The 15,176-nt window shown below is 50.7% G+C and carries 6 protein-coding genes and 1 pseudogene; 5 read left to right on the top strand and 2 right to left on the bottom strand.

From position 1 onward, the window contains the following. The first annotated feature begins 12 nt into the window (after nt 1-12). Together atpD and Q4A85_RS04740 are read left to right on the top strand one after the other, a co-directional pair. On the top strand, nt 13-1,410 hold the full coding sequence (gene atpD, locus Q4A85_RS04745; RefSeq protein WP_303108089.1) for a F0F1 ATP synthase subunit beta: 1,398 nt from the start codon (nt 13-15) through the stop codon (nt 1,408-1,410). 10 nt (nt 1,411-1,420) lie between these two features. Then, nucleotides 1,421-1,852: a F0F1 ATP synthase subunit epsilon gene (locus Q4A85_RS04740; RefSeq protein WP_303108087.1), complete on the top strand. Its 432-nt coding sequence runs from the start codon at nt 1,421-1,423 to the stop codon at nt 1,850-1,852. Nucleotides 1,853-1,887: 35 nt separating this feature from the next. Here Q4A85_RS04740 and Q4A85_RS04735 read toward each other — a convergent pair whose 3' ends face one another. Both Q4A85_RS04735 and secA read right to left on the bottom strand, forming a co-directional pair. Then, nucleotides 1,888-2,052: a hypothetical protein gene (locus Q4A85_RS04735; protein ID WP_303108085.1), complete on the bottom strand. Its 165-nt coding sequence runs from the start codon at nt 2,050-2,052 to the stop codon at nt 1,888-1,890. Between the two features lie 35 nt (nt 2,053-2,087). Further along, the gene (gene secA / locus Q4A85_RS04730) at nt 2,088-4,832 is read right to left on the bottom strand and encodes a preprotein translocase subunit SecA (protein ID WP_303108083.1); all 2,745 of its coding nucleotides are present in this window, start codon (nt 4,830-4,832) and stop codon (nt 2,088-2,090) included. 525 nt (nt 4,833-5,357) lie between these two features. Between secA and ppk2 the strand changes: the two genes are divergently transcribed. The 3 genes and pseudogenes from ppk2 (at nt 5,358) to Q4A85_RS04715 (ending at nt 15,164) form a co-directional block, all read left to right on the top strand. After that, nucleotides 5,358-6,278 (top strand): polyphosphate kinase 2, encoded by a 921-nt coding sequence (gene ppk2 / locus Q4A85_RS04725; RefSeq protein WP_303108081.1) that lies wholly within the window; start codon nt 5,358-5,360, stop codon nt 6,276-6,278. 651 nt (nt 6,279-6,929) lie between these two features. Beyond that, nucleotides 6,930-8,069 (top strand): annotated as a pseudogene (locus Q4A85_RS13225) (ESPR-type extended signal peptide-containing protein); the annotation flags it as partial. Nucleotides 8,070-8,114: 45 nt separating this feature from the next. Continuing rightward, the gene (locus Q4A85_RS04715) at nt 8,115-15,164 is read left to right on the top strand and encodes a YadA-like family protein (RefSeq protein ID WP_303108077.1); all 7,050 of its coding nucleotides are present in this window, start codon (nt 8,115-8,117) and stop codon (nt 15,162-15,164) included. Nucleotides 15,165-15,176 lie beyond the last annotated feature (12 nt).

Genomic DNA, 15,176 nt, shown 5'->3' with positions numbered 1-15,176 from the left:
TAGGATGCGATAATGAGCCAAGGCAAAATCGTACAAATTATTGGTGCTGTGGTGGACGTGGAATTTCCACGCGATGCCATTCCCCATATTTATGATGCGTTGAAACTGGTTGATGTGAATTTAACACTTGAAGTGCAGCAGCAACTGGGTGATGGCGTTGTGCGTACCATTGCAATGGGCGCAACAGATGGTTTGAAACGCGGTTATGCAGTAGAAAATACAGGCGCACCGATTACCGTGCCCGTGGGGACAGCCACATTGGGACGCATTGTGGATGTGCTGGGCGAGCCTGTGGATGAAGCGGGTGCGATTGATACCACCCACACGCGCGCCATTCACCAACTTGCGCCTAAGTTTGATGAACTATCTAGCGCAACCGAATTATTGGAAACAGGCATCAAGGTGATTGACTTGCTTTGTCCATTTGCCAAAGGCGGTAAAGTGGGCTTGTTCGGTGGTGCAGGTGTAGGCAAAACCGTAAACATGATGGAGCTAATTAACAACATCGCCAAAGCGCATAGTGGTTTGTCTGTGTTTGCTGGCGTGGGCGAACGCACACGCGAAGGTAATGACTTCTACCACGAGATGAAAGAGTCTAACGTGTTAGACAAAGTGGCGATGGTGTATGGTCAAATGAATGAGCCGCCAGGCAACCGTTTGCGCGTTGCTTTGACTGGATTGACCATGGCAGAGCATTTCCGCGATGAAAAAGACGAAACAGGCAAAGGGCGCGATGTGTTGTTCTTTGTGGACAATATTTATCGCTACACGTTAGCGGGTACAGAAGTGTCTGCGCTGCTGGGTCGTATGCCTTCTGCGGTGGGTTATCAGCCGACATTGGCGGAAGAAATGGGGCGTTTGCAAGAGCGAATTACTTCCACTCAAACAGGTTCTATTACATCCATCCAAGCCGTGTATGTGCCTGCCGATGACTTGACTGACCCATCTCCTGCAACCACCTTTGCCCACTTGGATGCAACGGTTGTGTTAAGCCGCGATATTGCATCTTTGGGGATTTATCCCGCGGTTGATCCATTGGATTCTACTTCGCGTCAGCTTGACCCTATGGTATTGGGTCAAGAGCATTACGATGTGGCGCGTGGTGTGCAGGCAACGCTGCAAAAATACAAAGAGTTGCGCGATATTATTGCAATTTTGGGCATGGACGAATTGTCGGATGAAGATAAATTGACTGTGGCGCGTGCGCGTAAAATTCAACGCTTCTTGTCGCAACCATTCCATGTTGCCGAAGTGTTTACAGGTTCGCCAGGTAAATACGTTTCTTTGCGCGACACGATTGCTGGCTTTAAAGCCATTCTAAACGGCGAATACGACCACTTGCCTGAACAAGCGTTCTACATGGTGGGTGGCATTGAAGAAGCCGTTGAGAAAGCAAAAACCTTAAATTAAGGAGATGGGCATGAGTGTCATGCGCGTAGAAGTAGTCAGCAATGAAGAGCACATCTACTCGGGCGAAGCCAGCTTTGTGGTTGTGCCGACCGTGAGCGGCGAGCTTGGTATTTATCCACGACATGAGCCCATTATGAGCTTGGTTCGCCCTGGTGCTTTGCGTTTAACTGTGCCTGATTCTAACGAAGAAGTGTTGGTTGCGGTATCGGGTGGCATATTGGAAGTGCAGCCTGATAAAGTGATGGTGTTGGCGGATATTGCACTTCGCAGCACCGAATTGGATACCGCTCGCGCAGAAGAAGCAAAACGTGTGGCGCAAGAGCGGTTGGCTCACGCGAAGCAGTCTAATGATGATTATGCGCAGGATAAGGCACACGTGGCATTAGCGGCTGCGATTGCGGAGCTGAAAACATTAGATTATTTGCGGATACACAAAGAATAGTCGCCAAAATAAAGCTGCCCTTTGGGGTGGCTTTTTTATTGGGTTGATTGGCTGATGCTGCCTGAAAACGCAGTGATGGTTTTCAGGCTGCCTTTAAGGTTGAGCAAAGATTTCATCCTACTCACACCCAAAACAAAACCCCAAAAGCCAAAACTTTGGGGGGGGGGCGATTGTTTTTCAGGCTGCCTGATGCAAAGCAAAACGCATAGCATAGGCAGCCTGAAAACCAATTACATTACACCAATCGTCCGTGGCATTGTTTGTATTTCAAGCCGCTGCCGCAAGGGCAAGCATCGTTGCGATGCACGGCAATGCCACGCGCTTCCAGCGCATCGGGGAAGAATTGTTTGTCTTCTTCGGTGGGGTTGGCGGGGTCAAATGCGCCATTTTCCACGTTTGACCATGCTTGGGGCGCAGCGTTTTCAGGCTGCTTAATGGTTTCTGGCTCGGGTTGGTGCGGCTGGATTTGCGCGCTTACCAAAATGGATGTGGCGTTGTATTGAATGTTGTTCCACAGGTTTTGGAACATGGCAAAGGCTTCGCGCTTGTATTCCTGTTTGGGGTTTTTTTGCGCATAGCCCCGCAAGCCGATGCCTTGGCGCAAATAATCCATCGCTGCCAAGTGTTCGCGCCATTGCGTGTCCACCACTTGCAACACCACGCTGCGCTCAAAATTGCTAAATATTTCATCGCCCACCAAGTCTTTTTTGGCTTGGTATTCGGCATCCACTTGTGCCAACACGCGCTCTTTCACGTCTTCGTTTTCCAGCGTGTTGTCTTCTTTGAGCCAGCATGAAACGTCCACATGAACATTAAACTCGCCTGCCAATTTTGCCATCATGGCGGGGATGTCCCATTGCTCTTCCATGCTATCAGCAGGCATATACATATCCACAATGCCGCCAATCACGCTGGCACGCCATTCTTTCACCAATTCGCTGATGTCTTTGCTGCCCAAAATTTCGTTGCGTTGGTGGTACAGCACGCGGCGTTGGTCGTTGGCTACGTCGTCGTATTCCAACACTTGCTTACGCATATCAAAGTTGCGCCCTTCCACTTTGCGTTGGGCATTTTCAATTCGGCGCGTCAACATGTTGGCTTCAATTGCCACCCCCGGTTCGGGCGCAAGGCGATTGAGAATGGCGGCGGCGCGGTCAAGTGCGAATAGGCGCAATAGCGGGTCTTCAAACGATAGATAGAAACGGCTTGACCCTGGGTCGCCTTGTCGCCCTGCGCGTCCGCGCAATTGGTTGTCAATGCGGCGGCTTTCGTGGCGTTCTGTGCCGATGATGTGCAAACCGCCTGCTTCCACCACGGCTTTGTGTTCGGCTTCCCACGAATCTTCCAAGGCTTGAATTTGCGCTTGTTTTTGTTCATCGGTGAGCGTTTCATCGGCGCGGATGGCATCAGCTTGATGTTGCACGTTGCCGCCTAACACGATGTCGGTGCCGCGCCCTGCCATATTGGTGGCAACGGTAATCATTTTGGGCTTGCCTGCTTGGGCGACAATCAGGGCTTCGCGCTCGTGTTCTTTGGCGTTCAGCACGTTGTGTGGCAAGCCTTCGCGTTTGAGCAAATGCGACACGAGTTCGGAGTTTTCAATCGTGGTCGTGCCGACTAGCACGGGTTGCCCGCGGTCATAGCAGTCTTTGATGTCTTTGACCACGGCTTCGTATTTTTCTTCGGCGGTGCGGAAGATTTGGTCGTTGAAGTCTTTGCGTTGAATGGGCTTGTTGGTGGGGATGATAACGGTTTCCAAGCCGTAGATGGATTGGAACTCGTAGGCTTCGGTGTCTGCCGTGCCCGTCATGCCCGATAGTTTGGTGTAGAGACGGAAGTAGTTTTGGAAAGTGATGCTGGCAAGCGTTTGGTTTTCTTTTTGCACTTCCACGCCTTCTTTGGCTTCTACGGCTTGGTGCAAACCGTCCGACCAGCGTCGTCCATCCATCAAACGGCCTGTGTGTTCATCCACAATCACGATTTCAGGCTGCCCTTCTTCGTTGGGTTTGACTACATAGTGTTGGTCAAGATGGAACAGGGTGTGGGCGCGTAGGGCCGCCATCAGATGATGCATCAGCATGATGTTGTGCGATGCGTACAGCGATTCGTTTTCTTGCAGCAAGCCCAGTTGGGTGAGAATTTGCTCGGCGTGTTCGTGTCCTTGCTCGGAGAGCACGACTTGCATATTTTTTTCGTCCACCCAATAGTCGCCATCGGGGCTGTCTTCTTTTTCTTGCGGCGTGAGAAGGGCGGGCACTTGGTTCATGATTTTGTACAGCTCAATGTTGTCATCGGCTTGCCCTGAAATGATGAGCGGCGTGCGTGCTTCGTCAATCAAAATGCTGTCCACTTCATCCACCACGGCGAAGTTGAGCTCGCGTTGGACTTTGTGGTAGACGTCGTCCACCATGTTGTCGCGCAGGTAGTCAAAGCCGAACTCGTTGTTGGTGCCGTAGGTGATGTCGCTGCCGTAGGCTTGTTGGCGGTGGAATGAATCCATGTTGCTCAAAATAACGCCCACGCTCAATCCGAGAAAATTGTAGAGCGGGCGCATGATGCCTGCATCGCGCTCGGCTAGGTAGTCGTTTACGGTTACCACGTGCGCGCCTTTGCCTGCTAGGGCGTTAAGGTACACAGGCAGCGTGCCTACAAGGGTTTTGCCTTCGCCTGTGCGCATTTCGGCAATTTTGCCATCGTGCAGCACCATGCCGCCAATCAGTTGCACGTCAAAATGGCGCATCCCCAGCACGCGCACTGATGCTTCGCGGCAAACGGCAAAGGCTTCGGGCAAGATGTCGTCAAGGGTTTCGCCGTTGGCGAGACGTTGTTTAAATTCTGCGGTTTTGGCTTGCAGTTGCTCATCGCTTAACGCTTTGGTTTGCTCTTCCAAGCTGTTGATTTTGGCGACGATTTTTCGGTAGTGTTTGAGCAAGCGGTCGTTGCGGCTGCCGAAGATTTTTTTGGCGATTTTGGTTAGCATTAGATGGGTTTCCTTTGTTGCGCTTTTGTGCGCTGATTTGCGACAAATGGGGTGGATTTTATCACATCTAGGCTGCCCATTTGGGGGCAGGTAAAATGGGTTTAAAGCAAATGGGATGCAGAAATGGTGGGTTTAACGTTTCTTTACGCGCAGGGGGGGAGGCAGCCTGAAAACGGGAAAGGCTTTTTTAGCTACGCAACTTCGCCTCGCTACGCAGTCTGCCTTTGGGCGGCGATGTTGATTGTAAGCAAGGTAAATCATGGCTGCGCGTGGCGTAGTGGTGCAAATGAAACGTGAAAACAAAACCAATGAGAACGCGCATAGGCAGCCTGAAAAGCAAAAAAGCGTTTTCAGGCTGCCTTGAAGTGTTGTTTTATGAGATGGTCGGCGATTTTTTTTGTTGTATTTTTGCGCTGGCGCAAATTTTTTTGGGCTTTGGGGTAACTTGGTTTGTTAGTTTTCGTTAAAATGAGTTTGTAGTGATGTGTAGTTTTTTGTTTAACCATTTTTGTAAGGAGTTTCGTTATGCCTGTTAGCCATCAATTGCAACCGTTTGAGCAAGTGGATTTGGGGGATAAAAAAGATAGTTTGAAAGTGTTTGAAGAGGCAGTAATGAAATATCGGGGAGCGGTGTCGCAAGAGGATAACGACCGCGCGCCGTTGCCTGCGGATTATCCTTATGATGAGCGGATGAGTCGCCGCGCGTATGAAGCGCAAAAAGAGAAATTGCAGATTGAGCTGTTGAAAGTGCAAAGCTGGGTGAAAGACAGCGGGCAGCGGATTGTGAGCTTGTTTGAAGGGCGCGATGCAGCGGGCAAGGGCGGTACGATTAAGCGTTTTATGGAGCATTTGAACCCGCGCGGGGCGCGGATTGTGGCGTTGGAAAAACCTACGGAAGTGGAACGCGGGCAATGGTATTTCCAGCGTTATATTCAAAATTTGCCCACGGCGGGGGAAATGGTGTTTTTTGACCGCTCTTGGTACAACCGCGCAGGGGTGGAGCGCGTGATGGGATTTTGCACGCCGCAGGAATATTTGCTGTTTATGCGGCAAACGCCCGAATTGGAACGGATGCTGATTGATAGCGGCGTGCACCTGTTTAAATTTTGGTTTTCGGTGTCGCGGGAAGAACAACTGCGGCGGTTTGTGTCGCGCTATTCCGACCCATTGAAACATTGGAAATTGTCGCCTGTGGACGTGCAATCGCTGGACCGCTGGGACGCTTACACGGAAGCAAAAAACGCCATGTTCTTCCACACGCACAATAAAAACTCGCCTTGGATGATTATTAAATCGGACGACAAAAAACGGGCGCGGCTCAATTGCATTCGCTATTTCTTGTATGCGCTGGATTATCCGAACAAGGATTGGGACGCGATTGGCGAGCTGGATGAACATTTGGTGATGCAGCCCGATATGAACGCGGTGGCGCAAGAGCGCGGCTAGTGGAATAGAGATGAGGCAGCCTGAAAGTTGGTTTTCAGGCTGCCTTTATGTTTTCAGGCTGCCTTTATCTGCTGAGGCAGCCTGAAAATAGGTTTTCTGATTTAATCCTATTTATTAAGGCATAGCGGGCGAAATTTCCCAACTGCTTAACCATGGCTTAACACGCAACGCTTAAATGGAATTACGCCAATCACTTTCGCCATCCTGCTTTCGGTGTTTTTGCTTTACAAACCACGCTGAAAAATTAACACATCTCCCCATTTATTGCAGGCTTCTTTACCCCTGAAACACACGATTCAGGGCATTTTTTCGCCTTTTCAGGCTGCCTTTGAGGTGAGCATATTCATTCTCTCCGTTATGGGAAAGAGATACCCAAGTAGTGTGGCAAAAATGTTGTAAACAAATCGTAAATTTAGGATGAGATATGCCAAGCAACTAGTAGCGTTTGTTAATTTCTTGTATGATGCGCGAATTCTGTTATCCGTGTTTTAGAGTTTATAAACTACTGATATACATTAAAATTTGTTTGTTAATACTCATTATCGTGTGCAAAACAAGGTGGCGCAAAGGGTTAATAAACCAATCATTGATGTAAATCAAAATACGATAATCGTTGATTTTTGTTTTTTTAACGTAGTAGGAAGTGTAATTATGAATAAAGCATATCGCGTTGTTTGGAATGAAAGCACCAACACTTGGGTGGCTGTGGCAGAGATTGCTACCGCACGAGGAAAATCAGGCAAAGCCAAAGTGGTTGCCGCAAGCGTTGCCGTAGTGGGCGCATTGGCTTCGCCAGCACATGCAGATTTAATTTGGGGCTCTGGGTCAAAAGCGCCGGGAGAAGGTTCTATGGCAATGGGCATCAATAGTGATGCCAAAACCAAATACACCATTGCTGTGGGGCAAGATGCTGTTAATAAATCAAACGGCGACTCCGCTGTTCTGATTGGGCGCGATGCTCAAGCATCATCAGATGCCAATCCTAATACAGGCACAAACACAATGGGTCAGCAGGTTGTGATTGGTGAATCCAGCCGTGCAAATAGCCAATCTGTTGCTGTTGGTGCTCAGGTATACGCCACAGGGCAAGCCTCTATCGCTATTGGTGGCGATGACTTAGGCAATAATGACAGTAAAACATCCGCAGGGAAATATACTGGGGCTAATGCATGGCGCAATTACGCAGGTCAACCCATTACCGTAGAAGGTGTTAGTACCAAAGATGCTTCCAACCCCGCAATTGGTTTTACCAGCACCACAGCAAGTGGGCGCGGTTCTATTGCGATTGGACATATGAGCCAATCAACAGGTAAAGCATCTTTGGCATTTGGTGCAGATTCTCATGCAGAGGCAGACGGTGCGATTGCTGCTGGCATGGCGTCGCAAGCGAAGGGTTCTGCTGCGGTTGCCATCGGGGTAGGCGCAGAGGCTCCAGAAGCTCATGCAACCGCAATCGGCTTAAAAGCTAAAGCTAATGGCGGCAACGCTTTTGCCGCAGGCAGTAATGCTAAGGCCGATGGAGAGAACTCAATTGCGTTGGGGTACGGCGCATCCACGGAAACCAACTCGGCAACTTATCCTCGGATTGCATCTCAGCCTGATAAAACGATGAATAACATCGCGATTGGTAAGACAGCAAGATCAGGTGGTTTGCAAACAATTGCGTTTGGTGCTGAGTCCGTAGCTTCTAAATCGCAGTCCATTGCTTTTGGTTTTGATGCCCAGGCAACAGGCGATCAGTCTGTGGCACTGGGTGCGAATACCCGTTCAACTGGAGATTCTTCGGTTGCAATTGGTGGTGATGATTTGGATTCGGTTGCTTCCACAACACTGCGGGTGACTTCGCCATCTGCGGATAATAATGCGTATAACGATACGCCACTGGCAAAACAATACCGCACCTTAACGGGTCACAACTTGGTTGATTTTACACCTGGTAATCGCTATATCGGCACATCTACCGGCCAAGCAGGGGTTGCCGTGGGTGTTTCTGCCAAGGCAGCAGATTTGGCAACGGCATTGGGTACGAAATCTCATGCCACGGGCGATTACTCGGCTGCACTCGGTGTAGGGGCAAATGCTACATTGGCAAATGCTGTGGCCTTGGGTGCAGGTAGTACAACGAAAACCAATGCCACTGATATCACGTCTGCTACGATTGGCTCTATCACTTATGGTGGCCCCGCCAAACCTTTTGCCGGTAGCGGCAATGTGGTTGCCGGTGACCAAGTTTCTGTGGGTGCGGCTGGTTTCGAACGCCAAATTAAACATGTAGCACCAGGCGAAATTAACGCTGGTAGCACCGATGCCATCAATGGTAGCCAGCTCTATCATGTTGCCAGCGGCTTGCAAACACAAATCGCCAATATTTCTCCAAGCGGAAAAGGTGTGCATTTTTACCATGTAAACGGAGAAGCAAGCGATAACAACTACAACAATAATGGCGCAACAGGTGCAAAAGCCATGGCAGCGGGCATCAATGCGCAAGCCAAAGGCGCAAGCTCTATTGCTATTGGTAACGCTACGGTGGAGACAGAATCTACCGCTAATGGTGCAGGTACGGCGAAAACTGCTTCTGAAGGCGCGATTGCAATTGGCGATACTTCATATGCAGCGGGTCGTCATGCTGTTGCATTAGGACAAGCACGTGCGGAACAAGGCGATACGATTGCATTGGGTTCTAATGCGCGCGCCACGGCTGAATATACGACTGCCATTGGCAATAATGCCGTTTCTTCTAAACAATATTCCATTTCTATCGGTAGCAGCGCCAATACTGCTGCGGAAAACAGCATTGCCATTGGTCGCGACAGCTCTGCAACTGCTAATGGCTCTGTGGCGTTGGGTTATGGTTCGCAAGCGACTCGTAATGCCATCAATGCAACTGATGTGAAAGCAACGCCAACGGCAACTGTAGCGAATAACCAAGTTTATGCGTTAGAAGCGGCGAGCACGACCGATAAAAACAATATCCAAGCAACGGTAAAAGGCAGTTCTGGTGCACTTTCTGTTGGTACGCAACAGGATACCCGTCAAATTATCAACGTGGCCGCCGGTACGGAAGATTCTGACGCAGTCAACGTGGCACAGTTGAAATCTGTGGCTAATTTGGTGAAAAACAATACACCTACCCAAGTTGCCGCCGCTAACGGCAGCAAAATCACCGTAACCAACAAAGGCACGCCTACTGCGCCTAACTACGAGCTAGATTTGAATGCCGATGCCAAAAGCAGCCTGAATAAAGCTGACACCGCTATGCAAAAATTTAAAGTGGCAACAGTTGCCGCTAAGGGTGGCACAGCTTCCGCAGGCGAAGAAGTAGGTAACGGTGAAACATTAACCTTCAAAGCAGGCGACAACGTAAGCATTGCCCAACAAGGCAAAGAAATCACCATCAACGCCACAGGCACAGGCGCAAGCAAAGTAGAAGCCGTTTCAGGCAGCCCTATTTCCGTAGCAGGCACAGGCACAGCAGCCGACCCCTATAAAGTTGGCGTAAATACCGGTGCATTGAGCAACACCGCCACAGGTGCAGTAAATCTGCCCGCTACAAACGATGCAGGCAAACTGGTTACCGCTAACGAAATCGCCAAAGCGATTAACAACTCTGGTTTTGTGGTTACTTCGGGCAAAACGGGCTCAGGTCAAGTAACTGGCTCAACTGATGAAGTTGTAAATCCTGGTGAAAAAGTGAAATTCACTGCGGGCGATGGCATCAAAATTGCCCAAAACAATGGCGAATTTGTTATCAGCAATACAGGCACAGGCTCTGGCACAATGCCAACGTTTGCAGACGGGCGCGGTACAGTTGCCAATGTCAGCACAACGGGCGGCGTAACCACCGTGAAATTTGACACGCCATTAAGCTACACCGATGCAGCGGGTGCGCTGAGCAACACACCAAGCAACACCGTGAACTTGGTGGGCGCGAATACAAGCAATCCTGTTACCTTGGGCAACGTGGCTGCTGGTGTGAAAAACAATGATGCGGTGAATGTGTCTCAACTGAAAGCCAATGGCTTTAATGTAGCCGTGGCGCATACAGGCACAGGTACGTCTAGCGATAGCACACCTAGCGGCGCAACAGGTGCTGCTGATAAGAAAATTGTGGGCGATGAAACGCTGACATTTGAAGCAGGTAATGGCATCAATGTGTCGCAAAATGGCGGCAAAGTTACCATTACCAGCATTGGTAGCGGCGCAGGTGGCGGCGGTAATACGCATTATTACAGCGTTCAATCTACCCAAACAGGCACAGGCAGCAACTACAACAATGACGGTGCAACAGGCAGCAATTCAATGGCATTGGGCGCGTTTGCTAAGGCGAACTCAGCCAATGACGTTGCCATGGGGCATCAAGCAGGTGCGCTGAGTGGTTCAGGTCCTGCTGGTGGCGCAAATGGCGAACGTGTGATGATTGGTGCGAATGCAACAGTTGGTTCTAACCAAGCAATTAGCGTGAATGCAGGCGGCTCTTTGGGCACGGTTAATTTGGCAGTGAAATCCGTTGGACAATCGGTTGCGATTGGTGGTGGGACTGGTGCGCAGCCTGAAAGCCGCACCTATGCTTATGGCGACCAATCTTTGGCATTTGGTAGCGATACGCTGGCGTATGGTGATAGCTCTGTGGCGATTGGTGGCGATGATTTGGACAGCGCAGGTAGCCAACAAATCAGCTATACTGACCCGACCAATGGCAATCAAGCCAATGGCACAGTACGTCAAGTCTATCAAGCCTTAACAGGCGACACAATGCAAAATGGCGTGTACATCAAAACCGCTTCTAAACAAGCGGGTGTGTCTGTTGGTGTGCAAGCCCAGTCTGGCGATTTGGGCGTGGCATTGGGTACTAAATCTACCGCATCAGGCACAGCCAGCACTGCAATCGGCACAGGCGCATCAGCCAATAAAGACAATGCCATTGCTTTGGGTGCAGGCAGTAAAACCGATATCAACGCCACCCAAGTTACTTCCGCCACGGTTGGTGGTTTAACTTATGGCAACTTTGCGGGCAATAGTTCAGTAGCCGTGGGCGACCAAGTATCAGTTGGTAATACAGGCTTTGAACGTCAAATCAAACACGTTGCACCAGGGGAAATTTCTGCCGCGAGCACCGATGCCATTAACGGCAGCCAACTGTACGCCACCCAAAAAACATTGGGTAATGTTGGTAACACGGTTAAAACTATCTTGGGTGGCAATGCTGCAATAGACGCTGACGGCAATATTACGATGAGCAATATTGGTGGCACAGGTCAAAACACCATTCACGATGCGATTCAGGCTGCCAAAACCAAAGTTCAGGCTGCCGATAACAGCCCAGTAACCGTAACCGGCACAGGTTCCAGCACCGACCCATATAAAGTAGGTGTGAACACTGTAACTCTTGCTCCCGCAACTGGTACTGATGCAGGCAAAGTAGCCGCACCCGCCACAGGTGACGCAGGCAAACTGGTAACCGCAGGCGATATTGCCAACGCCATTAACAGCAGCGGCTTTAAAGCCACCGCAGGCGGCAATACTACTGGCGCAACACCAACGCAAGAGCTGATTAAAGCAGGTGATACGCTGACCCTGAAAGCAGGCGATGGTCTGACCGTAGAACAAAGCGGCAGCACATTCACTTACGCTTTGAATGCACAGCAAATCACTCAAAATGCGCAAACGCCTGTGGTGTACACCAAAGCCGATGGCAGCAAAGTGTATAAACACACAGACGGCAACTTCTACAACCAACCTAATGGTGCAGGTACGCAAGTAGCGACTGGTGATGTCATCGCTTCAATGAACGCAGGCGACAACACCACTTCAACCCCAACCACCTTGGCAAACGTGAAAGGCAATTTGGCTGATGCTGCAACTGCAACAGCTAACCCAGCCAATAACAGCCGTAGCGATTTCGCAGGCAAAGGCAATAATGCCGCTACTGTAAACGATGTGCTGAACGCAGGCTTTAACGTACAAGGCAATGGCGTAGCCAAAGACTTTGTTACTCACGGCGATACCATCAACTTTGTTAATGGACAAGGTACAGTAGCCAATGTAACCAGCACCAATGGCGTAACCGAAGTGAAATTTGACACCCCATTGAGCTATGTGGATAACGCAGGCAGCAACAGCAGCACACCAAGCAACAGCGTTAAATTGGTAGGCGGCGACCCAAGCAAAGGCGTTAAATTGGGTAATGTAGCCGAAGGTGTGAACGACACCGATGCCGTTAATGTGGCACAACTGAATGCCGCCAAAACCAAAGTTCAGGCTGCCGATAACAGCCTAGTAACCGTAACCGGCACAGGTTCCAGCACCGACCCATATAAAGTAGGTGTGAACACTGTAACTCTTGCTCCCGCAACTGGTACTGATGCAGGCAAAGTAGCCGCACCCGCCACAGGTGACGCAGGCAAACTGGTAACCGCAGGCGATATTGCCAACGCCATTAACAGCAGCGGCTTTAAAGCCACCGCAGGCGGCAATACTACTGGCGCAACACCAACGCAAGAGCTGATTAAAGCAGGCGATACGCTGACTCTGAAAGCAGGCGATGGTTTGACCGTAGAACAAAGCGGCAGCACATTCACTTACGCTTTGAATGCACAACAAATCACTCAAAATGCGCAAACACCTGTCGTTTACACCAAAGCCGATGGCAGCAAAGTATACAAACAGCCTGATGGCACGTTTAACACCAAAGCCGATGGTTCAGGTACAGCCGTACAACCTGCTGACATCATTGCTTCCATGCAAGGCGCAGACGGCGCAACAACCGCCACTCCTGCCACCAAAGATGCTGACGGCATCATGACCATGGCGGGCGGCACAACGCTGAACAACGTGGCCAGCGCAGGCGATATTACCAATCCTGATAATGCCTACCGCGCAGTTAATGCAGGCGATTTGAACAACAGCGTGCAAAAACTGGTGAACAACGGCTTCAAGATTGATGCCGACAACGGTACGCTGGACACCGTGAAACTGGGCGAAACCGTTAAATACGCGGGTGATAGCAACATCATCACCACCGTAAGCAACAACCAAATCGGCTTCAAACTGGCGAACACCGTTACCGTAGGCGATGCTGCAACAGGTGGCAAACCTGTGAAAATTGATGGCACAACAGGCAATGTAACAGGCTTGACCAACATCACTTGGGACCCAGCTAATACGCCAATCACCAGCGGTCGCGCCGCTACCGAAGACCAGTTGTTAGCGGTAGCCAATGCTGCTAACTCGGCTGGCGCAGGCTTTACCATTGCGGGCAACAGCAAAGCAGCGGGTGTAACCACTGCCGATGAAACCATTAAAGCAGGCGAAACGCTAAGCATTAAAGGCACAGGCACAGGCGCGTTTACCGATTACGACAGCAGCAACATTCAAACCCAAGTGGGCGCGAATGGCGAAGTAACCGTAGGTCTGAAAAGAGACTTGACGGTGAACAGCGTAACGGCGGGCAATACCAAAGTGGACAACAATGGTATTACTATCAACAACCCTGCTGACCCAAGCAAAAACGTGAGCTTGTCTGGCAACGGCTTGAACAACGGTGGTAACACCATTACCAACGTGGGCGATGGCGTGGCGGATACCGATGCGGTAAACGTTCGCCAATTGAAAGCCGCGCAAACCAATGTGAATAATCTCACCAACAACGTGATTGGTACGGACAAACCAAACATCACTACTTATGATGTACACGGTAACGTTGCCGACAACCAAAACACCGTGGTTGAAGCGATTAACAACATGAACACAGGCGGTATCAAGTTCTTCCACGTGAACGATGGTACAGGCACGCAAAACACCGCAGGTACATTGAGCCACCCAGAAGACTCGTCTGCCAAAGGCAACTACGGCGCAGCCGTGGGCTACCAAGCCAAAGCCGATGGCGAAAACAGCGTAGCAATGGGTAAAGGCGCGCAAGCTATGGGCACGAACACCATTTCTATTGGTACGGGCAACGTGGTTACCGGCAACAACTCTGGTGCGATTGGCGACCCAACCACCATCACAGGCAGCGGCACTTACAGCGTGGGTAACAACAACGGCACCATCAGCGCGAACAATGCGGGTGCGTTTGGTAACAACAACACGCTGACTGGCGATAACAGCCGCATCATCGGTAACAGCAGCACCGTTACCACCACCGATACGTTTGTGATGGGTAACAATTCCACCAGCAACGTGGCGAACTCCGTGGTATTGGGCAGCAATGCCGCCGCCACTTCTGCCGCCACAGCATCAAGCGCAGGCACGACCACTTACGCTTCCAGCGTGATTAACGGCACGACCTACAACTACGCAGGCGCAACGCCAACAGGCGTGGTGAGCGTGGGCGATGTAGGCAAAGAACGCCGCGTGCAAAACGTTGCTGCTGGCTTGATTAGCGCAGACAGCACCGATGCGATTAACGGTAGCCAACTGTATGCCACCAACAGCGCCATCAATGCGTTGCAAACAGGCGCAGCGGGTATTGTTCAATACTCTAACGGCGGCACACAACCCAACGGCGGCGCGGCAACCAACCACGTTACTTTGGTGGGCGGCAACCAAAATGCGCCTGTAACCGTGCATAATGTTGCCGCAGGCGTTGCGCCGACCGATGCGGTGAACGTATCGCAATTGCAAGGCGTGGCAGGGCAAATTGGCAAAGTGGCGGATGAAGCCGATGCAGGCACAGCCGCAGCCATGGCCGCCGCAGGCTTGCCACAAGCCTACTTACCTGGTAAGAGCATGGTTGCTGTGTCAGGCAGCACTTATCGCGGTAAACAAGGCTATGCCGTGGGCTTCTCTGCCATCAACGATGGCGGCAACTGGATTGTTAAAGGCATTGCCACAGGCAATAGCAAAGGCAAATTTGGTGCAACCATCGGTGCAGGTTATCAATGGTAATGATGTAGTTTA

Origin of the sequence: Kingella sp. (in: b-proteobacteria) (genome assembly GCF_030527935.1) — a bacterium.
In the GTDB taxonomy this organism is placed as follows: Bacteria; Pseudomonadota; Gammaproteobacteria; order Burkholderiales; family Neisseriaceae; genus Kingella_B.
This window is presented reverse-complemented; position numbering and strand designations above follow the sequence as displayed.

Bases quoted from the DNA above. Each gene is read 5' to 3' on its own strand.
- atpD (WP_303108089.1), top strand. From the start codon at position 13: ATGAGCCAAGGCAAAATCGTACAAATTATTGGTGCTGTGGTGGACGTG.
- Q4A85_RS04740 (WP_303108087.1), top strand. From the start codon at position 1,421: ATGAGTGTCATGCGCGTAGAAGTAGTCAGCAATGAAGAGCACATCTAC.
- secA (WP_303108083.1), bottom strand. From the start codon at position 4,832: ATGCTAACCAAAATCGCCAAAAAAATCTTCGGCAGCCGCAACGACCGC.
- ppk2 (WP_303108081.1), top strand. From the start codon at position 5,358: ATGCCTGTTAGCCATCAATTGCAACCGTTTGAGCAAGTGGATTTGGGG.